This window comes from Reichenbachiella sp. MSK19-1 (assembly GCF_003590315.1).
Classification (GTDB): domain Bacteria; phylum Bacteroidota; class Bacteroidia; order Cytophagales; family Cyclobacteriaceae; genus Reichenbachiella; species Reichenbachiella agariperforans.
In genome coordinates this window covers 483,858-506,990 of the sequence record NZ_MIER01000016.1, presented here as the reverse complement: position 1 = coordinate 506,990, position 23,133 = coordinate 483,858, and the positions used below count along the sequence as shown (strand labels likewise).

23 protein-coding genes are annotated in these 23,133 nt (G+C 44.0%); 13 read left to right on the top strand and 10 right to left on the bottom strand.

Annotation, left to right across the window (positions count from 1 at the left end; translation table 11 throughout):
• The first annotated feature begins 1 nt into the window (after position 1).
• The 3 genes from BGP76_RS14800 (at position 2) to BGP76_RS14790 (ending at position 2,795) form a co-directional block, all read left to right on the top strand.
• Positions 2-766, top strand: a complete 765-nt coding sequence (locus BGP76_RS14800; protein WP_119845258.1) for an alpha/beta fold hydrolase — start codon at positions 2-4, stop codon at positions 764-766.
• Between the two features lie 48 nt (positions 767-814).
• On the top strand, positions 815-2,290 hold the full coding sequence (locus tag BGP76_RS14795; protein WP_119845257.1) for a transporter substrate-binding domain-containing protein: 1,476 nt from the start codon (positions 815-817) through the stop codon (positions 2,288-2,290).
• A gap of 61 nt (positions 2,291-2,351) precedes the next feature.
• Entirely contained in the window at positions 2,352-2,795 is a 444-nt protein-coding gene (locus tag BGP76_RS14790) for a hypothetical protein (RefSeq protein ID WP_073121451.1), read from the top strand.
• On the opposite strand, the gene BGP76_RS14785 is transcribed toward BGP76_RS14790, so the two are convergent.
• On the bottom strand, positions 2,792-3,040 hold the full coding sequence (locus BGP76_RS14785) for a hypothetical protein (RefSeq protein WP_073121453.1): 249 nt from the start codon (positions 3,038-3,040) through the stop codon (positions 2,792-2,794). The two genes, BGP76_RS14790 and BGP76_RS14785, sit on opposite strands and share 4 nt — an antisense overlap.
• 128 nt (positions 3,041-3,168) lie before the next feature.
• On the opposite strand from BGP76_RS14785, the gene BGP76_RS14780 reads away from it, so the two are divergent.
• Entirely contained in the window at positions 3,169-4,065 is an 897-nt protein-coding gene (locus BGP76_RS14780; protein ID WP_119845256.1) for an MBL fold metallo-hydrolase, read from the top strand.
• A 4-nt stretch (positions 4,066-4,069) separates the two neighbouring features.
• The gene (locus tag BGP76_RS14775) at positions 4,070-4,795 is read left to right on the top strand and encodes a 3'-5' exonuclease (protein WP_119845255.1); all 726 of its coding nucleotides are present in this window, start codon (positions 4,070-4,072) and stop codon (positions 4,793-4,795) included.
• Here BGP76_RS14775 and BGP76_RS14770 read toward each other — a convergent pair.
• The gene (locus tag BGP76_RS14770) at positions 4,792-5,226 is read right to left on the bottom strand and encodes a hypothetical protein (protein WP_073121459.1); all 435 of its coding nucleotides are present in this window, start codon (positions 5,224-5,226) and stop codon (positions 4,792-4,794) included. The genes BGP76_RS14775 and BGP76_RS14770 overlap by 4 nt on opposite strands.
• Before the next feature lie 120 nt (positions 5,227-5,346).
• Between BGP76_RS14770 and rnr the strand changes: the two genes are divergently transcribed.
• Genes rnr through BGP76_RS14750 form a run of 4 tightly spaced genes read left to right on the top strand, consistent with a single transcriptional unit; the run spans position 5,347 to position 9,434 of the window.
• On the top strand, positions 5,347-7,536 hold the full coding sequence (gene rnr / locus BGP76_RS14765) for a ribonuclease R (protein ID WP_119845254.1): 2,190 nt from the start codon (positions 5,347-5,349) through the stop codon (positions 7,534-7,536).
• Complete coding sequence (locus tag BGP76_RS14760; protein ID WP_119845253.1) at positions 7,529-8,506, top strand: polyprenyl synthetase family protein; 978 nt, start codon at positions 7,529-7,531, stop codon at positions 8,504-8,506. The genes rnr and BGP76_RS14760 overlap by 8 nt, the downstream gene beginning before the upstream one ends.
• A gap of 4 nt (positions 8,507-8,510) precedes the next feature.
• A complete protein-coding gene (locus BGP76_RS14755) occupies positions 8,511-8,804 on the top strand; it encodes a DUF1330 domain-containing protein (protein WP_119845252.1) in 294 nt (97 codons plus the stop codon).
• Positions 8,805-8,810: 6 nt separating this feature from the next.
• Positions 8,811-9,434: a rhomboid family intramembrane serine protease gene (locus BGP76_RS14750; RefSeq protein ID WP_119845251.1), complete on the top strand. Its 624-nt coding sequence runs from the start codon at positions 8,811-8,813 to the stop codon at positions 9,432-9,434.
• Here BGP76_RS14750 and BGP76_RS14745 read toward each other — a convergent pair.
• From BGP76_RS14745 to BGP76_RS14735, 3 genes are all read right to left on the bottom strand, one after another.
• Positions 9,427-10,278 (bottom strand): DUF1571 domain-containing protein, encoded by an 852-nt coding sequence (locus BGP76_RS14745; RefSeq protein WP_119845250.1) that lies wholly within the window; start codon positions 10,276-10,278, stop codon positions 9,427-9,429. The two genes, BGP76_RS14750 and BGP76_RS14745, sit on opposite strands and share 8 nt — an antisense overlap.
• 134 nt (positions 10,279-10,412) lie before the next feature.
• Entirely contained in the window at positions 10,413-11,774 is a 1,362-nt protein-coding gene (locus BGP76_RS14740; protein ID WP_119845249.1) for an MFS transporter, read from the bottom strand.
• A gap of 66 nt (positions 11,775-11,840) precedes the next feature.
• Complete coding sequence (locus tag BGP76_RS14735) at positions 11,841-12,287, bottom strand: MarR family winged helix-turn-helix transcriptional regulator (RefSeq protein ID WP_119845248.1); 447 nt, start codon at positions 12,285-12,287, stop codon at positions 11,841-11,843.
• Positions 12,288-12,428: 141 nt separating this feature from the next.
• Between BGP76_RS14735 and BGP76_RS14730 the strand changes: the two genes are divergently transcribed.
• Positions 12,429-13,115 (top strand): DUF2461 domain-containing protein, encoded by a 687-nt coding sequence (locus tag BGP76_RS14730; RefSeq protein WP_119845247.1) that lies wholly within the window; start codon positions 12,429-12,431, stop codon positions 13,113-13,115.
• Positions 13,116-13,141: 26 nt separating this feature from the next.
• On the opposite strand, the gene BGP76_RS14725 is transcribed toward BGP76_RS14730, so the two are convergent.
• From BGP76_RS14725 to BGP76_RS14710, 4 genes are all read right to left on the bottom strand, one after another.
• Positions 13,142-14,257: a DEAD/DEAH box helicase gene (locus tag BGP76_RS14725; protein ID WP_119845566.1), complete on the bottom strand. Its 1,116-nt coding sequence runs from the start codon at positions 14,255-14,257 to the stop codon at positions 13,142-13,144.
• Positions 14,258-14,507: 250 nt separating this feature from the next.
• On the bottom strand, positions 14,508-15,035 hold the full coding sequence (locus BGP76_RS14720) for a hypothetical protein (protein WP_073121476.1): 528 nt from the start codon (positions 15,033-15,035) through the stop codon (positions 14,508-14,510).
• Between the two features lie 82 nt (positions 15,036-15,117).
• Positions 15,118-15,363 carry a hypothetical protein gene (locus tag BGP76_RS14715; protein WP_073121478.1) on the bottom strand — a complete coding sequence of 82 codons (246 nt, stop codon included), beginning with the start codon at positions 15,361-15,363 and terminating at the stop codon, positions 15,118-15,120.
• Positions 15,363-16,043: a hypothetical protein gene (locus BGP76_RS14710; RefSeq protein ID WP_073121480.1), complete on the bottom strand. Its 681-nt coding sequence runs from the start codon at positions 16,041-16,043 to the stop codon at positions 15,363-15,365. Before BGP76_RS14710 ends, BGP76_RS14715 begins: the two co-directional genes overlap by 1 nt.
• 151 nt (positions 16,044-16,194) lie before the next feature.
• On the opposite strand from BGP76_RS14710, the gene BGP76_RS14705 reads away from it, so the two are divergent.
• The 3 genes from BGP76_RS14705 (at position 16,195) to BGP76_RS14695 (ending at position 20,084) form a co-directional block, all read left to right on the top strand.
• Positions 16,195-16,638 (top strand): DUF1801 domain-containing protein, encoded by a 444-nt coding sequence (locus BGP76_RS14705; RefSeq protein WP_119845246.1) that lies wholly within the window; start codon positions 16,195-16,197, stop codon positions 16,636-16,638.
• A gap of 144 nt (positions 16,639-16,782) precedes the next feature.
• Positions 16,783-19,158, top strand: coding sequence for a TonB-dependent receptor (locus tag BGP76_RS14700; protein ID WP_119845245.1), 2,376 nt, complete (start codon positions 16,783-16,785; stop codon positions 19,156-19,158).
• Between the two features lie 5 nt (positions 19,159-19,163).
• Positions 19,164-20,084: a DUF4249 domain-containing protein gene (locus BGP76_RS14695; protein ID WP_119845244.1), complete on the top strand. Its 921-nt coding sequence runs from the start codon at positions 19,164-19,166 to the stop codon at positions 20,082-20,084.
• Here the strand turns inward: BGP76_RS14695 and BGP76_RS14690 are convergent.
• Positions 20,071-23,124, bottom strand: a complete 3,054-nt coding sequence (locus BGP76_RS14690) for a hypothetical protein (protein ID WP_119845243.1) — start codon at positions 23,122-23,124, stop codon at positions 20,071-20,073. The genes BGP76_RS14695 and BGP76_RS14690 overlap by 14 nt on opposite strands.
• Between the last annotated feature and the right edge of the window lie 9 nt (positions 23,125-23,133).

Genomic DNA, 23,133 nt, shown 5'->3' with positions numbered 1-23,133 from the left:
CATGAATATCAAAATATCTGGTTCTGGAACGAGTATCGTTTTCCTTCATGGGTATTGTGAAACGCATGCAATCTGGAAAGACTATGCCGAAGCACTATCCGAACACTATGAAATAGCTTTAGTAGACCTCCCAGGTCATGGTTCTTCCCCACTAACCATAGAAGATTTTAGTATTGACGACATTGCAGATCTCGTACATGAAGAACTCTCTATGAATGGGATCGACGAATACTTCGTCATCGGTCACTCACTCGGAGGATATGTAGCATTATCCTTAGCAGACAATTATGCTGACAGCATCTTAGGGTTCGGCTTGTTTTCATCCTCTACTTATGCCGACGATGAAGAAAAAAAGAAAGTCCGAGACAAAGTCAAAGAATATATTCTCGATCATGGTGTAGAAAGCTTTATGAACTCATTCGTGGACGGTCTATTCGCGCCTGAAAATCGCCAACGGCTAGCCAATGAAATCGAAGAGATCAAACAAGCAGCCTGCAAGACTCCCGCCAAAAGTGTCATTGGTTATGCGATGGCTATGAAACACCGGCCTGACCGCACCTCTATTCTAGCCACATCGGACACGCCTGTATTTGTCATAGCAGGAGAACGAGATATGGCAGTACGGTTAGAAACATCCCAACAAATGATAGATCTGATCCCGCAAGGAGATTCCATTATTTTACCCAAAGCTGGCCACAACGGATTCCTTGAAAATAAAATTGAGAGTATAGACTTTATCAAATCCTTTATAAATCAGTACCTTTAGGCTACCTGTAAGTTTATTGTCCCATAAACTTCAACCTTTCACTGATATATGAAATTTAACTTTATACCCCTTCTACCTCTATTCTTCCTGTTCTTTTTGGGCTGCCAAAGTCCTAACAATCAGTCCACCGATTTGGAAATCCAAGAGATAGATCCCGATGGGGCTATAGCATTCGATCTAGCTGCAATCAAGGAGCGAGGCTATCTCACAGCCATCGTAGAGAACAGCTCTAGCGGAATGTTCCTATACCGAGGCGAACCCATGGGGTATGAATATGACCTCATGTCATTGTTCGCTAGTTCCATAGGCGTAGAGCTCAAATTCAACATCACAAGAGACATAGCAGAAAGTTTTCAAAAACTAAACAAAGGGGAAGGAGACGTCATCGCTCGTAACCTAACCATCACCTCAGGACGAAAAAAACACATCGATTTCACCGAACCACTGCACCTCGTTAGACAAATGCTCGTACAGCGCAAGCCTGCCAACTGGCGAGACATGAAACTACATGAAATTGAAAAAACGCTGATTAGAAACCCTGTTGAACTCAAAGACAAGACCATACACGTTAGGCCAAATTCTTCATACATCCCTAGATTAAAAAACCTATCGAATGAAATCGGAGGAGATATCAAAATCGTCATAGAAACAGAAGATTTGGAAACAGAATCCATCATCGAGATGGTAGCAAACGGAGAAATCGCCTATACAGTAGCAGACGAAGATATTGCCCAAGTCAGTGCCAGATATCATTCTATACTCGATGTGGAGACCGCTGTGAGTTTCCCACAAGAAATAGCATGGGGTGTGAGAAAAACTTCTCCCGAACTCCTAAAAAGTATCAACGACTGGCTAGTCAAAATGAAAAGAACCAATGACTACTATGCACTCTATGACAAGTACTATAAAAACTACTCTGTCAATAAAGTCATCGTCAACAGCGCCTACTACTCTACAGATAGTGATAATCTATCTCCTTACGATAGCCTGATTAAGCACTACGCCGATAAAATCAACTGGGACTGGAGACTATTAGCAGCACAGATTTCTAAAGAATCACGCTTCGATCCAAGTGCCAAATCATGGATAGGTGCCCGCGGCCTATTACAGATCATGCCTCGAACTGGAGCCGCTTACGGTGTATCTAATTTGTTTGATCCGAACCAAAACCTCAAAGCAGGCACGGATCACCTATTATGGCTAGAGGAAAAGTGGTACAAGATTCCAAACCCTGACGAACGTGTCAAATTTGTCCTAGGCTCCTTCAACGTAGGAGATGGACATGTCCGAGATGCTGTCAAACTAGCTAGAAAATATGGTGCTGACACCCTCCTTTGGGATGGAAATGTAGCGAAGTATTTAAAACTCAAATCAAAGAAAAAATACTTCGAAGATCCAGTCGTCACCTTTGGGTACTGCCGAGGTAGTGAGCCTGTCGAATACGTAGAAGACATTCTCTACCGGTACGACCGCTACTTGCAAATGGTGCCACTGGTAGACAGCCTGACCGCATCCGTCGAATAAACCCGCTATACAAACGTAATAATGGTGATTTTAATTAATTTATGCTCAAATCAACAGTTACATGGACGAGCAAATTCACCAACTCTACAAAGAGTACATTCACAATCGTAGAATCAATATCCCCAAAGATCAGTTCGTCTACCTTACCAAACTCTACCCAGCACTACTCGTCTGCATGAGCGATGGAGTGCTAGATAGAGAAGAGTGGGACGGCATCATCATGGCAACTAGAGGACTTGCCGCTGAATTCGTAAAATCCCCGAATGACGACCGGGACATGATAGCATTATCCTTTCGCACAGAGATTCGGTATCTTCTAGATAATGTAGACAAATGGAAGAAAAAATTCCTCAACGCTCTACATCATAGTATTAAAGAGAGTCCATTAGATCAAGAGTTTGTACTAGAGACTATGTATCTCTTTGCAAACATTGCAGATGGCATCTCAGAAGAGGAAGAAAATGCAATTCAAGACTTGGCAAGACGGTTGGATATCAGAGCCTAAACCCATTGTGGTAATTTGATCTGATCGAGATAAAAACCTATCGTACTGCTCTGGTAGTTCAGAGGTGTGATTTTTTTGATTTGAACATCCTTGTGAAACACAAATACCTCATAATATACCCCTTCTAGTAAAAACAAATTGATCTTGTACTGATAGTATCGAATATCAGTTACAAAACTAGCATTCTCATACAAATGTTGAATCTTGTCTTCTAAAGAGAGATTCATAAACTTCACTAGTGCCATACGCGTAGGTAATCGTGTGACTATAAGTTACAAAAAAAACCAAAAACCTACTTCTCTTAAATGGAAATTTAGGCAGTCCCTTTTCAGGCTTGATCCATATCTGTATATTAACATAAACAAGTATCTCAATGATCCCAATAGACATCATAGACCTCCAGTTCAAAAATCTAGATCACGCCATAGCAGCCTATCTAATCCCTACCACGGATGGGCCAATACTAATCGAGACTGGGCCACATTCTACTTTTCCTGTTTTGAAACAAGCCATTGAGGCAAAAGGCTTTCGACTAGAAGACATCAAACACGTCCTACTCACCCATATTCATTTAGACCATGCGGGTGCAGCATGGGCATTTGCTGAAACAGGAGCCAAAATCTATGTTCATCCATTTGGCGCTAGAAACATAGAAGATCCCAATCGTCTCATGGCATCAGCACGCCAAATCTATCAGGATCAGATGGACAGCCTTTGGGGAGAGATGAAACCCATCGCTAAATCACAATTGGTAGAAGTAGACCATGACGAAATGCTTCAATTCGGAGATACACAAATCAAAAGCCTGCACACACCTGGGCATGCCAAACACCACATCGCGTGGCAACTAGGAGATAATATATTCACAGGAGATGTCGCGGGCGTCAAAATCGGTGACGGTCCCGTACAGCCTCCCTGTCCTCCACCAGATATCAACATCGAGGACTGGATCGATTCTATTGCTATTATCAGTCGACAGAAACCCAAACGGCTCTATCTGACACACTTCTCCTACATAGAGAATCCCGAAGAGCATCTGGGAACCCTACACAAAGTACTCATGAGCTGGTCGGAGTTCATTCACGACAAATGGAAAGAAGGTCTGACCAACGAACAAATCATTCCTCTATTTCAGACCTACACGACTAACCAGCTCAAAGCTGCTGGTCTCTCTCAGGTAGAAATCGACCAATATGAAGCGGCTAACCCTACTTGGATGAGTGTCTCAGGACTAGTTAGATATTGGACCAAAAAATCACAACAAGCCTAAACCCATGCAGAAACTAACCAACCACCAAAACATCATCTTCCTAGATATAGAAACCGCCTCCGCTGCTGATAATTTTGGCAACTTGGACGAGAAATTCCAAGAACTGTGGGTTCGGAAAGCTGATCAGCTCAACCGTAACCAGGATTACGACCTGGAAGCTTTCTACTTCGAACGTGCAGGCATCTATGCCGAGTTTGGCAAAATCATTTGTATCTCGGTAGGTATGCTCTACCACGACAAAGAGGGTCAACTCAACTTCCGTGTGAAGGCATTAACCTCCGAAAACGAACATGAACTATTAGAGACTTTCATAGAACTATTTTCATCCATGGACCAGAGCAAAATCCAACTCTGTGCGCATAACGGAAAAGAATTTGACTTCCCTTATCTCTCCCGACGCATGCTCATCCATCAGTTACAACTGCCACTTTATCTAGAACTATCAGGAAAAAAACCTTGGGAGGTACAGCATCTGGATACACTACAGATGTGGAAGTTTGGGGACTGGAAAAGCTACACTTCCCTAGATTTACTCACCAAAGTTTTTGATATCCCCTCTCCAAAAGGCGACATAGACGGTAGTGATGTCAATAGAGTCTACTACGAAGATCATGACCTAAAACGTATCGGACACTACTGCAACCGTGATGTGATCGCTACCGTTCAGGTTTTTCTAAAAATGAAAGGGCTAGAAATTATTCCAGAAGAGAAGATTACTGAAGTGACCTAAAAGGCATAAGTCAACCGCATCCCATGTGCTCCTTGCTTGTTGAAATAAGAAGCACTGAGATTATCCAGTTTACGCATATAGGACTTTTCCTTATAGTTACCAATGATGGCCAGCGTCGTGCCTCCTGCTATCAAAGGAATCCCAGCATAAACTATAGCAATAATGCCGTAACCTGCGTTCGAACTATCCGTATAGTATTGTCCAGTATAGGGATCTTTTTCCCAATCTGAGCTGGCGATCAGCCCTGCACCTATTAGACTGGCTAATACACCACCACCCAACATTGTAAATCCCGTTCGTTTCAGTTTACTATATTGTTCCACTTTTCTTACGGCATGTTGCTTTTCGGGGTCTTCCATCTCCATGTATTGTGCATGAACACCTAAATGCAAACTCAATGATAAGAAGAAGGTCAAGATCAGTGATTTCATAATAGTTGGAATTTGAGCCCAAAAATAGAAAGATTTGGTGGAATCCACATTCCCTTGAAATATTAAAGCATTGTGTGGCAAGCTGATTAGATTTACCTATAATTATATACAACAGCCCTTATGGCAAAAAAGAAAAAAAGCCTACGAAAATCTTCCCCTAATGGAAGAAATCCCAACGTACCGGCAATCAGAAGAACTATCCAAGAACTATTTGAAGCACAAGGAGACAACAGTCTCTCGGTCAAACAGATCTTTGCAAAAGCGGGTATCCGCGATAAGAACAGTAGAAGAGAAACCATGACCTTCCTCCTCGAACTCGAGCATGAAGGCCTACTCAAACAACTGCGAAACGGACATTTCGTGAATACCGATCCAGCTAGTGCAGCAGCAAGCAGCGGCCTAGTCGGTAGAATAGATCATGTCAACAAACGCTTCGCATACGTGGTACTGGACAATGATACCGATGAAGAAATCGATGATGTCTGGGTCAAAAGTGAAGACCTCATGAACGCCATCGATGGTGATCGTGTAGAGATCAAATTCAAAAGAGGAGCCAGTAGAGGTTCTAAACCAGAAGGAAAAGTCATCAAAATCATCGAACGTGCTCGAAATGAGTTCGTCGGAAAAATAGAAGTACTGCCCAAATACGCCTTTGTCGTCCCAGACAATAGAAAAATCTATGTCGACATATTCGTCTACCCAGAGAAAATAGGTAAGGCCAAAACTGATGACAAAGTACTTGTCAAAATCAAAGAATGGCACGGGGGAAAAGCCAAAAATCCCGTCGGCCTAGTGACCAAAGTTCTGGGCAAAGCGGGAGAGAACGAAGCAGAAATTCACTCCATCATGGCAGAGTTCGAACTGCCTTTCGAATTTCCTAAAAACGTCGAAAAAGCTGCTGAAGCCATCGATACAGAGATCACCAAGGAGGAAATCCAAAAGAGAAAGGATTTTAGAGACATTACGACCTTTACGATAGATCCAGATGATGCCAAAGATTTTGATGATGCGATTTCCATCCAAAAACTAAAAAATGGCAACCATGAAATCGGTGTGCACATCGCAGATGTCTCCCACTATGTACAGCCAGGCAGCACTCTCGATGAGGAGGCCGTCAACCGTGCCACGTCCGTCTACCTCGTAGATCGTACGATACCCATGCTCCCAGAAAAGCTATCCAACGGCGTCTGCTCACTGAGACCATATGAGGAGAAACTCACATTCTCCGCTGTATTCGAAATCGATGATAACGCCAATATCAAGAAAAAATGGTTTGGACGCACCGTCACATACTCTGATCGCAGGTTCACCTACGAAGAAGCCCAAGAGCGAATAGAAAGTGGCGAAGGAGACTTCCATGAAGAAATCAACCTCCTCAACGGACTAGCTAAAAAATTCAAAAAGAAACGCTTTGACAAAGGCGCTATCAACTTCGAAACGGTAGAGGTCAAATTCAAACTCGATGAAAATGGCAAACCGCTTGGCATCATCCCGAAGGAAAGAAAAGATGCACACAAGCTTGTGGAAGAGTTTATGTTACTCGCCAACAAACACGTAGCAGAGTATGTTTTCAATCTCAATGGCGGCAAGGACACGTTCGTCTACAGAACGCACGACAACCCTAACCCCGACAAGTTGGAAAGCTTTACCAAATTCGCCGTGAAATTCGGTCATAAGGTTACAGGCATCAATCATGATGTATCCTCCGCACTCAACAAGCTGATGGACGACATCCAAGGCAAACCAGAGCAGAATGTACTAGAGTCTCTCGCGATTCGCTCCATGTCCAAGGCGGTCTATATCACAGACCCCAAAGGCCACTTCGGACTGGCTTTCGACCACTATACGCACTTTACCTCTCCGATACGGAGATACCCTGACGTGATGGTTCACCGGCTACTTCAGCACTATCTATCCAAGAAAAAATCTCCTAAAGCTGAGGAATACAAAGAAATCTGTAGACACACCTCCGAACGAGAAAAACGTGCCTCTGACGCAGAGCGCGCTTCGATCAAATTCAAGCAAGTAGAGTTCATGCAATCTGTCGAAAACAAACCATTCGAAGGGGTAATCTCTGGCGTGACGGAGTTCGGCATATTCGTGGAGATCACCGAGACCAAGTGCGAGGGCATGGTACGTGCTGCCAGCATGACGGACGACTTCTACGAGTTCGACGAAAAGAACTATTGCATGATTGGCAAACGCAATAAAAGAGTATTTACTTTGGGCGATAAAGTGACGGTAATGGTAGTTGCCACAGATATAAATCGCCGTACGATTGACTTAGAGTTTGTTGAATTAGATGACTGAAGAAATAAAAGCTTATCAAAAGAAATTGAATGAGGCCATTGCCCAGATTGATTTTGATAAGCAACCCACAGCGCTATATGCGCCACTTGCCTACACGCTAGATTTGGGAGGCAAAAGGATGCGCCCCATCCTAGCGATCATGGCCTATTTGATCAAAAAATCGGATTGGGAAAAGATCATAGTGCCAGCTCTATCGATCGAGTTATTTCACAATTTTACTCTCATCCATGATGACATCATGGACGAAGCGCCACTTCGAAGAGGTCGCGAAACGGTCTACAAAAAGTGGAACAAGGATGTTGCTATTCTGTCCGGCGATGCGCTCATGATCATGGCGTATGACCTCCTACTGGAGGCGGAGCACGAGGATTTCAAATACATCGTCCGTCTCTTCAACAAGTGTGCGATAGAGGTCTGCGAAGGACAACAGTTTGACATGGATTTCGAAGCATTAACGACAGTGACCGAGGCAGCCTATATCAAGATGATCAGGCTCAAAACTGCTGTACTCCTCGGATATTCGCTAGAACTAGGCGGACTACTCGCTGGGATGACCAAAGAAGAAGCGATCCATCTCAGAGACTTTGGGGTCAACATAGGTATAGGCTTTCAGCTCAAGGATGACATCCTAGACGTCTATGGTGATGCAGACAAGTTTGGCAAGCAGGTCGGGGGCGATATCATCGCCAATAAAAAAACCTTTCTGCTCCTAAAGGCCATCGAAAAAGCAGACGGAGAAACTGCCGAAAAATTGAAGTACTGGCTAGCACTAGAAGATTTTGATGCACAAGAAAAAGTCACTGCCATCAAAGAAATCTATGCACAACTCGACATCCACGCGATCGCTGAGACCAAAATGAATCATTACTTTGAATTAGGATTTAAACAACTCGACGAGCTAGATGCCGATACCTTGAACTTAGATCCGCTCAAGGCTTTTACACAAGCACTGATCGCAAGAGATCACTAGTCCTATGATATACATCACGCAACTCATCTACATCAAAGCAGGCAAGGAGCAAGAATTTGAAAATCATGTCATCCCATTGATGGAAAAATACACAGGCAAAATAATTCAGCGTATCAGACCCACTGTAGAGAGTTTTGTCTCTGGAGAGGAAAATCAACCTTACGAAATTCACTTTCTATCCTTCGATAGTCAAGAAAAACTGGACGAATACCTCCGCGACGATAGCCGTCTACAATACATCCATCTCAAAGAAGCATCCATACAATCTACCTTTCTCGTAAAGGGGACCAAAATATAAACATTCATGTCGATCACTCTTATTCTCATAGTCATCACGGTAGGTATCAGCTATTTTGGATTCCAGAACCCTTCGCTACAATACCGCCTCATGTTCAACCCTGTACACATCGAACAGAACAAGCAGTGGTATAGACTGATTAGTTCAGGTTTTGTCCATTCGAACTGGGTACACCTCGGTTTCAACATGTTTACTTTCTACTTCTTTGGGCGGTTTGTGGAGCAGATTTTTGTCTCCATCAAGGGTTCGGCGGGGAGTCTTTACTTCATCGGATTCTACATACTCGCCATCATTGTTTCTGATATTCCTTCACTAATCAAGCACCGAGGCAATATCAACTACAACTCTCTCGGCGCATCTGGTGGCGTATCGGCCATGGTCTTTAGCAGTATTCTATTCTTCCCGATCAACCCGATCTGCCTCTATGGTTTCGTCTGTATCCCGGGGTTTATACTCGGCGCACTGTACCTAATATATTCGTACATGAAAGGGAAAAACATGTCAGACAACGTCAATCATAACGCCCACTTGTTCGGGGCAGTCTTCGGTCTGATCTTTAGTGTGCTCATCCGCCCGTCGGTATTGATGGAGTTTGTGCAGCAGATCGCCAATTGGCAGCCGTTTAGTTAAAACTATACCCCTCAAAAGTATCTAGAAACTCTACCTCTTTAAATCCAGGGTTGAGCGTCACGTTTTTGAACTCGTATTTCTCGAAAAGACCTACTTCATCGTAGATATCGATACGGAGAGGGATGCGTCTATCTACGTCTATGTAGAGTGCCATCTTAGAAGCATAGTCGGTCGGTAGTTTGATCACACTGCCTTCTTGGAGTTCATCCATATACATGTCTCTGTTTTTCTCTTTGATCATATACTCACTGAGACGGTATTTTTTGGCAATGCTCGCGACAGTCTCACCACGCGAGACAGGGTAATTGATATACTGAAACGACGGATTTTTCATCACGACTAGGTCGCACGTTCTACCATCATAGAGCGTGAGCCCTTTGTACTCGACTAACTCATCGAGCTCATTCTTGTATTTATAGAACAAATACTCCACCACTGAAATCACACCATCATAGCCCGCATCCAAAATAGAATAATGCTGATTTTTGGTCATCAAATCACCTCTAGGGTCCAGTTTCATATTCACATAGGGAAAGCCGTTAGGATTGACCAAAGCTTGGCTAGCATCTTCTGGGTGAGGATATAACACTTCTAGCCCCTTGTTGGGAGAGGCCTCTCGGTAATAGATCCTAGTTGGCTTCTTCTGCATTTTGATGAACGCTGTATTCTCGTACATCTTGCCGTTGATACGCTCGTGTCTCACGAAATCATAAGACATACTACGTATCTCTTGGGTCGATTTAAAAACCGCTTTGACTTTCTCAGTCACCGATAGTTTCACTGCTCCATCAAATGAGGTCAGGATAACTAATATCCCTATGGCTAAAACGAATTTTATTTTCATGACTTGGGTATTTGTCTATTTGATAGTCAATAGATTAGTTTGGTCAATCACCTAGGTGACAACCAGCTAGGCTGTCACCCCCAAATCATTTATCACGTATGTCGTGCGTTGTACATCACGAAGCGAACTGATACCTAACCCTTTCTGTATTTTTCCTGTGGATTGTTGGCCCAGATAGCGGCTATCGTCAGTCCAAAGAACAGTGCCAAACACACCCATCCAGCTCCCTCATAGTTGCCGAAGTATGCCAAGGATTCGCTAAACAATATCGGTCCTATCGCACTACCCAATACCACAAAAGTAATCGAGCGTCCAGAGATCGCTCCCAAGTGCGTCCGACCATAGAATCTAGGCCAGGTCACAGACAAGATGACGCTGTACAAACCCATCATGATGCCATTGCCCAGTATCATCGTACTCAACGAAACATCGATAGTGCCCAGTAACCAGATGTCTACATGCCACTGACCCAAATAGATCATTCCGACCAGTGCAATGCAAGCACTAGTTCCCATGATGTACAATAAATATTTCAGTTTGATAAAATCACTCAAACTACTCACGGACAGGGTCACGACGATGGCGATAACCGAGGATGGTAAAAAAATAGACACAGCCGTCTCACGGTCATAACTCGCGTGCTCAAACAAGGACACGATATTAAAAGTCACACCCGTCCAATACAAAGCCTGCATAGCCAGCATCATCGAAAAGACCCAAAACGCAATTGTCCGCTGCGCCTCAGGGAGGCTATATTCCTTAACCACTGGAAACCGATTGGCTTTGCTTTTGGCACTTTCAATATAATGGCCATCGGGTTTTAATCCACTGTTTTCAGGGCTGTCTCTAAAGAAGGCCAACACAAAAAATGGAAAGACCACTCCCGTGATCACCGCCAGTATCATCCAAGCCCCATCCCAGTCATATCGCTGTATCAGAATCTCGAAAAACACTGGTGCGGAGGCAAAAGTCAATGAGGTCGCAACATTGCTAAAGCCCATCGCAAACCCTCGGCGCTTTTCGAACCATTTCATCATCATGTTTCGGGAAACCAAAGTCAACGCGCCCTGCCCTGAAAACCGCAGGGTAAAAAAACCAAAAGCCATGATCGCAAAGTTCATCACAACTGTGGAAGTATTACCTCCTAGGTAAGATTGGATATTGTCTACCTGACTGAGATAGATCAGTACGATACCTAGCCCAAGCGTTGAGATCAGTGCAACTCGTCGCGCACCGTATTTGTCGTATTTTCTACCTACCCAAGTCAGCATAGATGCACTGAGCACCGTGCCACACATATAGGCAAAACTGAGTTGGGTGCGACTCATACCCATCACATCGATCAGGCTATCGGTGAATGTCGATACACCCATCGTCTGACCTGGGATACTCATCGTAATCCCGAGCGTCCCAGCGAAGATGATCATCCATCCATAATAGAATGGCCATTTGTTAGGGTTAAATGGCCAGTTACCCAATTTTTTGTGATCTATCATGTGGCAAAACTAGCGGTTTATGATGGGTTTAAAAGAAAGGCGAACTAGGATAACCAGATTACCTGACTATCGTCTGGCCTTGTCGAGTAGCTCACTGAGTTGGAGGGATTCATCCTCCGTCAGACCAAAATGCTTTTGGCGCACTTTGTCCATTTTTATGGTTAATTTTTTGAGGATGGTCTGCCCGTGTTCGCTGATAGTAATATCCATACTTCGGCGGTTTTCGGCATTGAGACATCGGTCGAGTAGCCCCATATTGACCAGCTTGTCGATGAGTCGTGTGATATCTGGCCCTTTGTCGAGCATGACTTTCTTGATGTCTCCGGGGCAAGTAGGTTCGGGATGTCTACCATTGACGATACGCAGGACGTTATAGTGCTGAGGCAGTAATTTGTCCTCCTTCAAGATTTCTTTGTTCAAATCTCTCAGCCAATTGGCCGTGTACATCACATTGACAATCGCCATGTGGCTGTTGTCCTTGAAGTTTGTTTTTATCTCGTCGCTTATCTTCATACCATCATTGTTGCAACAAATATACGCTTTGAATCCCAATTAGTTACATCTTGCAGATAAAGCTTCGTTGAGGGAAAATGAAAAACCATTTGATCCAAACACAGTATAAGTAATCTCAAACCCTATACAAACTTTCCATTCATGACAGAACCTTTACTACTCGCTCCCTTCGGTTTTCTATCCCAACTCCGACAACACAATGACCGTGACTGGTTCAATGCCCACAAGGACCAATACCTCGCGGTGCATCAGCAGGTCATCAAGCTGGCTGATCGAGTACTCGAAGGCCTGACCATACATGACGACCTAGAAACTCCAACAGGTAAAAAAAGTCTACACAGAATCTACCGCGATGTAAGGTTCTCCAAGGACAAAACACCCTACAGTACACACTTCGGTGGGAGTTTCAAAAGAGCGTCGGCAGAACGTCGGGGCGGATACTACTACCATCTCGAACCTGGTAATACTTTCGTAATTGGCGGTTTCTGGAGCCCAAGTGCTGCGGACCTACTACAAATCCGCAAACAAATCCAACAAGACCCTGAACCGCTCCGAGACATACTAAATTCCAATGCATTTCAGAGCCAGTTCGGTGAGCTGCTCGGCACACAACTCAAGACCTCTCCAAGAGGGTTTGACCCAGAGGATGATGCCATCGAACTACTACGTTACAAACAGTTTCTTATCCAACATAGGTTTACCGATGAAGAAGCCATGCGTACAGATTTTGACCAACTGATCGTCGAACAATTCACGCACATGCGCCCTTTCTTTGACTACATGAGTGAGATACTCACCACTGATCTCAATGGAGAGTCTTTGTTATAAATAGTTGAAAACCTCAGCTTAAGAATTTAATCTTTGATGCGTTGCATTTTGATTTTGAGTTCCTTTTCGAGGAAACGAATGGTCTTCTGCTCTTTCTCCTCAATGATACAAAGCGAGAGTCCCTTCTTACCTGCACGACCTGTTCGACCCGCTCGGTGTATGAAATACTCCAAATCCTGTGGCACCTGATAGTGCACCACATAGGCCAAATCCTTGACATCTATGCCACGGGCCGCTACATCCGTCGCGACCAGTACTTGCACTGCCTCATTTTTGAAAGCACGAAGCACTTTGTCTCTCTCTTTTTGCTTCATGTCGCCTTCTAGTGCCGCTGTCTGAATGTTCTTAGCAAGTAGCTGCTTGGACAAAGTCTGTGCGACAGCTTTGGTATTACAAAATATCAGCCCACGGTTGGCCTGCTGTGAGTTGAGGAAGGATAGCAAAACCTGAAGCTTCTGTGGTACTTCGGTGACCACATAGTTATGTTCGATGCTCTCGTTGACGAGGCTTTTCTTTTTGAACTCCACTTTCATCGCTTTTTGAGATAAATAGGTGGAGATAATTTTTTTCACATCAGGAGACATGGTCGCCGAAAATAACCAAATGTTTCGCTCACCAGCAGTTACGTCTAAGATCTGATTTAATTCTTTTTTGAACCCCATACTAAGCATCTCATCTGCCTCATCCAGTACGACAGTTTGAACTTGACTCAGATTGATCGCGCCTTTCCCGATCAAATCAACCAATCGGCCAGGGGTCGCTACGACGATCTGTGTCGGCCGACGTAGACGACTGATCTGCTCGTCGATCTTAGCTCCGCCATAGACCGATTCTATGAATACCTTGTCGGTGTACTTAGTGAATTTGAACAGCTGTTTGGCGATCTGCTGACATAGTTCACGCGTAGGGGACAGGATGAGTGCCTGTACCTTATCGTTTTTGGGGTCAATGTTGGACAGGAGGGGAAGACCAAAAGCAGCGGTCTTGCCTGTACCGGTCTGTGCCTGACCAATGAAGTCCATGGGTGCTGAGATCAAGGCTGGAATAGTTGCCTCTTGGATTTCGGATGGAGTAATGATGTCTAGTTCTTTCAATCCCTTCACGAGATCCTTAGATACGCCTAATTCTAAAAATGTAGCCACTGTACTGTTGTTTGTGAATGGCAAAGATAGGTTTTAAAATAACGAAGTATGGACAAAAAAATAGCCGGTATAAAAACCAGCTTCCTTAGGGCGTCTTATTGGTAAAACCCTGTTCGCGACTGTCTGCATTATACTTGGCCACAGCCGCTGTGACTTTGACAATGGACTTGCCATTGTTTTCTGGATGTAATAACGGTAATATCAATACTAGAGTTAGCGCTTCAGTATTATCATACGGTTAACAAATAGATCAGGTCTCTACCAGGTTCTCCAACCAATCAATCAAATCTTTGGCCTCTAACTCGTCCGACTTGTAGTCTGAGATATACGAAAACACCGTCAAAACAAACCCATCTTTGAACAAGACATTAATTTCACGCTTGTACTCCTCAGTCGTATCTCGATCCGAAGAGGCATACCCACCGATATGCTCGGTCGTACTCACTACACTAAATACCCCCTCGAAACTATAATTGGATTCCTTCTTGCCATGCCTAAGCTGAAATCTCCGCTTATCCATATCTATAAGCAGTTTTCGGACATCTCGCTGCCTACGCCCTAATTCTAGTAAATAAAGGATCAAAGCTAGAACCGTAAAGATGCCAACTGCCATAATGTTCATAAAATAGAACAAGAAAAAAGAGATGAGAATTAAGGCAAAAATAATCGACCCAAAAATGAGATGAACACAGCCTGCTGTTCCCGACTTATGTCTAATCATAAAAAAGGAATCCCCTTCGAATATCCGGTACCCATGCTTGTCCAAGAACTCGTTCATTACTAAAAATATTAATTTTTAGGGACTTACGCTAGACAAACTTCCGTTACACAGAAAAAATAATGGTTTTAGGGGAGAGCAATTATCGCAATCGGGACTCCCAATCTCTCGCCACCCGTTGCTTTTTGATGTAATCGAGTTGATCTCGGAGCACCTCGTTCATCGGTCCACGAGAAGTAAAATGATAAGAACCACAGTCATCGCATAGGTAGATATTTTGCGGGCCTGCATCATCACTATGATGGTAGCGAATTCTGTTTTCGATCAAGGCTTGCTCACCCTCGGCCTGAGAATGGTAGCAGTTTTTTCCTGTCACACAAGCGCTCATTACTTTTTAGACTTTTTCTTAGTCGGACCATAGGTCTCTTCCATGGTAAAGAGGCTCTTTTTGAAGATTTCCCAAAGTAGGTTGAGGCGATAGTGATTTTCTAGAGGAGCACCTGTTATCTCATTTTGCAGCTCCATTTTCCTAAACTTACTGACGAGCTTGAGATAGATTTCTTCTCCTAGACGTGTCCTTTTGGTGAATCCCAGTGGCATCAACCCCATCATCACACTAGGAGACCCGTTCAGCATTTCGATATTATGATCCTCGATCAGCCCATGAGACTCCAGTCTTTCTAAAATCTCATCGATGAACGATCCCACCAAACTCTGATGCTCCAGTACTGGATTATTGAACTTGATACGAGAGGTGTAGAATAGCACAGACTCCAGCGTTGCGAGCATCCCCTCTATCCCTAGTGCTCGGTTGTTCCATCGCACTTCGTTTTTGGTCATCAATGAATTGAGAGACAGCTCGATAAACACCTTGATGTCTTCATTGGACAGGTCTGTAGATCTAATAAGGTGAGAGAGCACAGGGATCCAAAAATAAGTTGGTTTAGAAGTCATCACAACTTCTATTTTGTTGTTTAGCTCGTCATCCAGATAGAAAGAATTGGTGAAACACAATATTCCAAATTCTTCCATGGAGAGCATCTCCGCATGTTCTAGTTCCTTTGCCATTCTTTGCTTTTCTGGTCAATATTATCCGATAGGTAAAATTAACCCAAAGTGGTTGACTTATACCTACATCCTAACAATCTAAGGCTATTTTAAAATAAAATCACGTGATAAACTGATAAATTACTAGCAGGAAACACTGATACACCGATCCATGCAAAGCAAAGCAAAAACCGTCACAGAATACTTAGAAGAACTACCAGACGATCGAAGGGAACAAATAAGTGCCGTGCGAGAGACGATCTTAGAAAACCTACCTGCCGGCTATATCGAAACCATGAACTGGGGCATGATCTCCTACGAAGTGCCGCTCTCTGTCTACCCTGACACCTACAACAAAAAGCCCCTGCTTTATGCCGCACTAGCTTCTCAAAAAAACCACATGGCAGTCTACCTAAACGGTATCTACTGTGACAAAACATTAAAAGAACGTTTTGAGAAAGACTACCTCGCTACGGATAAAAAACTAGACATGGGCAAGTGCTGTGTGCGTTTCAAAAAACTAGAAAATCTCCCGCTAGAGGTAGTCGGCCAGGCCATCGCGGCACTCCCCATGGCTGACTATATCCAGTTCTCTAAACAGAGTCAAAAAAAATAACAAGAATTTAACCTCTAGTAACGCAACCTTTCTTTCTCTTTTTACATCTTAATAGGGAATCAAAGTTCCGTGTCTTTACACTTTGATTCTGAAAAGACTATCTAAATTCGCATTTCATAACCTATTCATTAATCTGATCTCAGAATGAAAAGACTTCTATTGACTCACGTGCTAACGCTGTGGGCGCTAGTTAGCCATGCTCAAGATTATTCCATCAGTGGATATATCAAAGACGCCAGCAATGGCGAAACGCTCATCGGAGCAACAGTCCTAATCCAAGGCACCTCCAAAGGAGTCGTGACCAACGTCTACGGATTCTATTCGCTCACTCTCCCAGCGGATACCTACCAGATGGAAGTCCGCTACATCGGCTATGACAACACGACGCAAATGGTAGACCTGACCCAAGGCAATCAGCGTATCGACGTAGAACTATCCAGTGGTGGTCAAGAGCTAGAAGAAGTAGTCGTCAGCGCAGATGCTGCAGATGCCAATGTCACGGACATGCAGATGAGTAGCAACAAGCTAGACATAGAAACCATCACCAAAATCCCTTCCTTCTTAGGCGAAGCAGATGTGATACGCAGTTTGCAACTCGTCCCGGGTGTCAGTACGGTCGGTGAGGGTGCTTCTGGGTTCAATGTTCGTGGGGGTAGTGTTGGTCAAAACATGGTTTTGCTAGATGAAGCTCCAGTGTATAATTCCTCTCACCTTTTGGGGTTCTTCTCGGTGTTCAATCCAGATGCAGTCAAAGACGTGAACCTGATCAAAGGGGGGATTCCTGCAAGGTACGGAGGACGTATCGCCTCGGTATTGGACATTAGGATGAAGGAGGGAAACAACAAAGAATTTCATGGACAGGGTGGAATCGGAACCATTTTTAGCCGACTGGCACTAGAAGGCCCCATCGTCAAGGACAAAGCCTCCTTCGTCATAGCAGGCCGTCGCTCCTATATCGATGTGCTTGCTAGGCCGTTCACCGATGTGTTCGATGGGGGTGCCGCGCTCAACTTCTACGACCTCACTGCCAAGGCCAACTACAACATCAATGACAACAATCGTGTCTTTGTCTCAGGATACCTCGGGCGAGACAATTTCAAATTTGATGAGCAACAGGGTTTCAACTGGGGGAATAAAACCGCGACCATTAGGTGGAACCATATCTTTGGTGACCGATTATTTGCCAATTTCACCGCCTTCTTCAGTGACTATGACTACCTCTTGTCTTTTGGTGAGGATGCAGACGATCAGTTCGACTGGAACTCTAGAATCAGGACTTACGACTTCAAGCCCGAATTCAGTTTTTTCTTGAATCCCAACAACGAGCTGGCATTTGGTGGAGAAATCGCTGTACAGCAGTTCGATCCAGCAAACGCTACCATCGTAAGCGAAGGGCAATCACAAAACATTAGTTTAGACCCCAAGTATGCCGTCGAAACAGCACTTTACTTATCGAACAACCAAAAAATAGGAAAGTCACTCCAGGTCGAATATGGTATCCGGTACTCTAACTACTCGCTAGTCGGTCCAGGTCAAGCGTACTTCTATGGTGACACCCTCGCAGGCAAGCGAAAACCACTAGAGGAAGTAAAAGAATATAACAGAGGGGAAATCATCCAAAACTATGACAACTTCGAACCAAGGCTCTCTGCCAAATACCTGATCAACTCGCAAAACAGTATCAAAGCCAGCTACAACAAAACCACGCAGTACATCCATCTGATCTCAAACACAACTGCCTCGAACCCGCTCGACGTTTGGACGCCTAGCAGCAACAACATCAAACCACAGATCGGTCATCAGGTAGCGATAGGCTGGTTTAGAAATCTCGGTCCAGAAAACAACTATGAACTGTCCATCGAGAGTTACTACCGAAAAACCAAGAATCAAATCGACTACATCGATGGTGCAGAATTGCTCATCAACGAAGAAATCGAAGGAGACCTACTGAATGGTGACGGCCGTGCCTATGGACTAGAGCTGATGCTCAAAAAGAATACTGGCAGACTCTCTGGATGGGTTAGCTACACACTAGCAAGGACAGAGCTACAAGTGGATGGAATCAACCGTGGCGAATGGTACGCAACACGCTACGACCAACTGCACAATTTCAAAATAGCAGCATTCTATGACGTCACCCGCCGTGTGACAGTTTCTGCCAATTTCACTTTCCTATCAGGTACACCGACAACCTACCCGAACTCCAAATACGTGATCCAAGGGTCCTATGTCGTACCACACAACAACAACGACGAACGAAATAATGTCCGTATACCGAATTATCACAGACTGGATTTGGGCGCGACGATAGAACTCGGAAAACTAGTCAAGCAGAAGAAATTTCATAGCGAACTCGTCATCTCAGTCTACAACGTCTATAGCCGCAGAAATCCGTTCTCTATCTACTTTACCCAAAGTGATACTAAACCTCAAGCCGGATCATTGGCAGAGACGCAGGCTAGACAGGTCTCTATCGTAGGCAGCTTTGTCCCATCTATTTCTTACAACTTTAGATTTTAATCCCGATGAATCATACAATCAAATATAGCCTCGTACTCCTCACTTTAACTTGGGTATCCTGTGATGATCAGATCTACCCGACACTGGAAGACAAAGATCCGATACTAGTCATAGATGCCTTCATAGACAACAAATCGTCGGAGCAACAGATCACGATATCTAAAACACAACCCTATTTTGATGAGACCAGAATCGTGGGGGTAGATGATGCGATCGTGCAAGTGTCCTATGGTAGCCCTGCGACAACCGTCACTTTTACTCATACAGAAGATGGCGTCTACACCTATCCCGCAGGTTTTGGGCAGGTAGGTGATGATTTTGTACTCACGGTGAGCGGAGAGGGAGAGACTTTCACTGCGACCTCTCGCATGAACCGTGTCCCAGTCATCGATAGTGTGACATTCACGTATGATACCTTCAGTGGATTTGGGGAGGAAGAGGAGTTTTATCTCGGCGAATTCTGGTCCACCGATCCCGTAGGAGAGGGAGACACGTATTGGATCAAAGCCTATAAAAACACGGAGTTTCTTAGCCAACCATCCGAAATCAACCTTGCGTATGATGCTGCGTTCGGCTCAGGAAATGGAGACGGAACGCCTTTCATCCAGCCGATCAGGCAGGCCGTCAACTCCTTCGGTGATGACGATGCTGAATTCGAATCTCCCTATGCAGATGGGGATTCTTTGTATGTAGAAATCTATTCTATCTCCAATGAAGCCTTTGAATACCTGCAGATTCTGATCTCAAACACCAATATCCCAGGAGGTTTCGGCGCACTATTCGCTGGGCCACTCAGCAATACCTACGGTAATATTCAAAATACAGACGAAAGCTCAACTGAAGAAGCACTCGGTTTTTTTAGCGTCTCAGCAGTAGAAGCCAATGGCAAAAAGCTAGATGTCTCGCAAGTGCCTAAGGAAGAGTAATTCCTTGGGCACGGTAGGTTTCTAGTTTGTAATTGAGGATTACATCGATTTGTTTGTATCGGGTATCGAGCAATTTTTGATGCCAAAAATACTCCTTGCGCTTCAACGGGTCTACCTTTAGCTCATCGTCTATGGTACGTGCACTGAGGTAATAGTTGATTCCCTTCACTGCAGCACGAGCACCTACTTTGGCTTTCTTCTTTTTCTCAGACTTGAGCAAATCACTGACACTTACACGCAGGTTAAACCCTAGGTTGACTTCATTGTTATGATAGCCCATGAACTCGATATTGGTGACATTAGATGAGAATACAGTGCTCGGCACAAGGATTTCATCATTGTGAAAAAGCACATCTATCTCTTGGTTCGCCATGAAAATGGTATCCAGCGTAGATTTTTTGAGAAATTTCAGCGAATGGGTAATTGGTTTAAAATCAATCAACTCGCCATCATCTAACTTCAGTTTTATACGACCTATCATATCCTTTTGCTGATGTACTAGATTCTCATCATAGCTCAAAATCAGCAAACCATCTACCTCCAGTATGCCTTTGACATGATCTGCACTTATCATGTTTTCGGTATTAGGTAGTGATGCCACCACTTGACTCGCATGGATGTTCTTCGCAGATAGTCGAGCAGTACTCATGACATGTACGGTGTCACTATGTTCGAGCAAGCCAGTTAGCGTAAACTCACCACCAAACAATCCAAAATTCGCCTGGGTCAGTTTCATGTTTTCATTGTATAACACTAGGTCTGTAACAAAATCTGTCACAGCTATCTTTTTGTGTCTAATCATCGGCGAACTCACATGGATGTCAACATCCTTAATCTCAAATTTTCGCGCTTTTTTTTCTTTCGCGCTATCCTTCTTAGGAATCAGGTCGGCATAGTATGCTCTCATCGTGATAATATCCACTGTGTCAAGTGTCAGCCGAGCATGACCGTCCAAAACCGGTTTAGTATCAAGCTCACTGATCTTCCAAGCCGATGATAGTCTCCCAAAATCAAAGCCCACATTGATATGATCTATGTTTAAGTTATGTCGTTTATAGGTTGCCATGAGATCAATATGATTAAAAACTTTCCCATGGTAAATGAGTTTGTCCACATCGATATTAGCCAGTAAATAGAGATTCTCTGGAATAGAAAATCCTTCTTTGGGCTTGGCAGACTTGGGCAGTGCCTGAGTCATGAGCGTGTCGATATTGAGATAGCGAAAGTCTGCATCAAAGGACACTTCGTTTCTCACATTGATGCCATTCTTGAAATGTCCAGCGCCTCTCATACGAATCTCACCATTGCGAAACCAAAAATGGAACCTCCGCAGCAACACTGAGTCAGCGTTCATCTTCACGCCCATCGTGACGCGCTCGATATTAATATCTCCAAAGCCTATTCGCTTAGAGCTCAGTTTCAATCCTAGGTTTAGGTTTTTCGGGAAGAAAGAATAATCAAAGCCCAACGTATCTGGTATTTGATCAGGTTCTTTGAATGTCTTAGGGATATCAAACTCATCCAAGTCAATCACTAAATCTGCCTGCGATATATTCGCTGACGAATCATTGATCAACGGAAAAAAATTGTCTACCAGCCCATTCAGACCAAAAGTTGAACCGTTAAGTTTTCCGCGGATGTGATCGAAACGAATGTTCTCGTTTAGCACTTCGACCTTACCATTCAAATCATTCATCACAAAAGTCAACGAATCTGCCGCACCATTCACATTAATGAACTCAATCAGCCCATTAAAATGACGCGTACTCATGTCGGTGAAATTTTCTCTATCCGATAGCTTCCCTTCCAAATCCATCTTGACACGAACCAACCCCTCCAGATGAGCTACCTTAGGTAGTGTAAATATTTCATTCAGTTCCTTTAGGTTCAGTTCGGTCTGCAAATCAAGGTCGATCATCGGATCCTCAAAATTCACCAAGCTCCCAAACAACTGCACAAAGCTTTCTTCTATGCGCGCTTCACCGTTTTTGATCACTAGATAACTCGTCTTAGGCCCTTTTTCCTCCCCATTAGAGTAAGCTCCATTGATATAGACATCTCGGATGACATAGGGGCTGCCCACTTTGGCGAAATTGGCATAGTTGAGTTTAAAATCCATATCCATACTAGGATAAGACACAGGATCCACATAACCCGTCACCTTTAATCTAAATGTAAGCCTCGCGTCTGGATTAGTCTGTTTAAAATGGAAAGATTTCATGTTCGGAATCAACGCCAGATAGTTGTTCAGATCAGCTTCAGCACCTTCTAGAGTGACGTCCATGATGTTGCCATTAGAGACTGGCTTGAGCACCCCGTCGACTTTTACATGTGCTTCGCCCAGCTTGAGTACCCCGTCGAAGAAATTTCGTCTATCTACTTGCCCGATCCTAAACGCCGAGTTCTCTGCTGCTACTTTCACATCCGTGACCATCAGTTTCCCCTTGTTAACGAGCGTGTCTAAGGTGCCTAATGCATCCCCTTCAAAAGAGATCAAATCACTACTCGATCTCATGTTGAACAACCCCTCATCGATAGAGATTCTCATATGGTTCTTTTTGAACGCATTCGTTACGATAATGCTAGCATTTACAATGCTGATCTCTGGTATATGGAGCATAAACGCTCTGCTCGCCTTATCGGGATGAGCCGTCCCTTTGATCATGTGCTTACCTCCGAGAGAGTCTATAAAGACATTAAACTCCGCCCCGTCCAACTCGACACGATTAAAAATATAATGCTCTTCCAAAAGATCGAATAGATTCAACTGTAAGGCGATTTCACTAGCACTCAATATACGATGACTACCCTCGCTGATCACCAAAGAGTCCACGGTGATGGTCGCCGTAGGAAAATTCCTAAGCGTAGAAAGCCTCGCATCTTTAAAGCTAACCTGAGACTCGATATTCTCATTGAGTAGCAACTCTATTTCTGTGAGTATTCTATCGTGAAAAATAACGTTAACCACCCAATCTTGTAGAACCACTACACCGACGAGAATGACTAAAATTATCGATATGACTTTTACAGATTTTTTCACGTTGAATCG

Excerpts from the sequence above, each read along its gene's own strand:
- BGP76_RS14800 (WP_119845258.1), top strand. The coding sequence starts at position 2 with ATGAATATCAAAATATCTGGTTCTGGAACGAGTATCGTTTTCCTTCAT.
- BGP76_RS14715 (WP_073121478.1), bottom strand. The coding sequence starts at position 15,363 with ATGAGCGCTTGTGTGACAGGAAAAAACTGCTACCATTCTCAGGCCGAG.
- BGP76_RS14700 (WP_119845245.1), top strand. The coding sequence starts at position 16,783 with ATGAAAAGACTTCTATTGACTCACGTGCTAACGCTGTGGGCGCTAGTT.
- BGP76_RS14760 (WP_119845253.1), top strand. The coding sequence starts at position 7,529 with ATGACTGAAGAAATAAAAGCTTATCAAAAGAAATTGAATGAGGCCATT.
- BGP76_RS14790 (WP_073121451.1), top strand. The coding sequence starts at position 2,352 with ATGGACGAGCAAATTCACCAACTCTACAAAGAGTACATTCACAATCGT.
- BGP76_RS14720 (WP_073121476.1), bottom strand. The coding sequence starts at position 15,035 with ATGAACGAGTTCTTGGACAAGCATGGGTACCGGATATTCGAAGGGGAT.
- rnr (WP_119845254.1), top strand. The coding sequence starts at position 5,347 with ATGGCAAAAAAGAAAAAAAGCCTACGAAAATCTTCCCCTAATGGAAGA.
- BGP76_RS14695 (WP_119845244.1), top strand. The coding sequence starts at position 19,164 with ATGAATCATACAATCAAATATAGCCTCGTACTCCTCACTTTAACTTGG.
- BGP76_RS14730 (WP_119845247.1), top strand. The coding sequence starts at position 12,429 with ATGACAGAACCTTTACTACTCGCTCCCTTCGGTTTTCTATCCCAACTC.
- BGP76_RS14705 (WP_119845246.1), top strand. The coding sequence starts at position 16,195 with ATGCAAAGCAAAGCAAAAACCGTCACAGAATACTTAGAAGAACTACCA.
- BGP76_RS14740 (WP_119845249.1), bottom strand. The coding sequence starts at position 11,774 with ATGATAGATCACAAAAAATTGGGTAACTGGCCATTTAACCCTAACAAA.
- BGP76_RS14775 (WP_119845255.1), top strand. The coding sequence starts at position 4,070 with ATGCAGAAACTAACCAACCACCAAAACATCATCTTCCTAGATATAGAA.
- BGP76_RS14780 (WP_119845256.1), top strand. The coding sequence starts at position 3,169 with ATGATCCCAATAGACATCATAGACCTCCAGTTCAAAAATCTAGATCAC.
- BGP76_RS14710 (WP_073121480.1), bottom strand. The coding sequence starts at position 16,043 with ATGGCAAAGGAACTAGAACATGCGGAGATGCTCTCCATGGAAGAATTT.
- BGP76_RS14770 (WP_073121459.1), bottom strand. The coding sequence starts at position 5,226 with ATGAAATCACTGATCTTGACCTTCTTCTTATCATTGAGTTTGCATTTA.
- BGP76_RS14745 (WP_119845250.1), bottom strand. The coding sequence starts at position 10,278 with ATGAAAATAAAATTCGTTTTAGCCATAGGGATATTAGTTATCCTGACC.
- BGP76_RS14785 (WP_073121453.1), bottom strand. The coding sequence starts at position 3,040 with ATGGCACTAGTGAAGTTTATGAATCTCTCTTTAGAAGACAAGATTCAA.
- BGP76_RS14755 (WP_119845252.1), top strand. The coding sequence starts at position 8,511 with ATGATATACATCACGCAACTCATCTACATCAAAGCAGGCAAGGAGCAA.
- BGP76_RS14795 (WP_119845257.1), top strand. The coding sequence starts at position 815 with ATGAAATTTAACTTTATACCCCTTCTACCTCTATTCTTCCTGTTCTTT.
- BGP76_RS14750 (WP_119845251.1), top strand. The coding sequence starts at position 8,811 with ATGTCGATCACTCTTATTCTCATAGTCATCACGGTAGGTATCAGCTAT.
- BGP76_RS14735 (WP_119845248.1), bottom strand. The coding sequence starts at position 12,287 with ATGAAGATAAGCGACGAGATAAAAACAAACTTCAAGGACAACAGCCAC.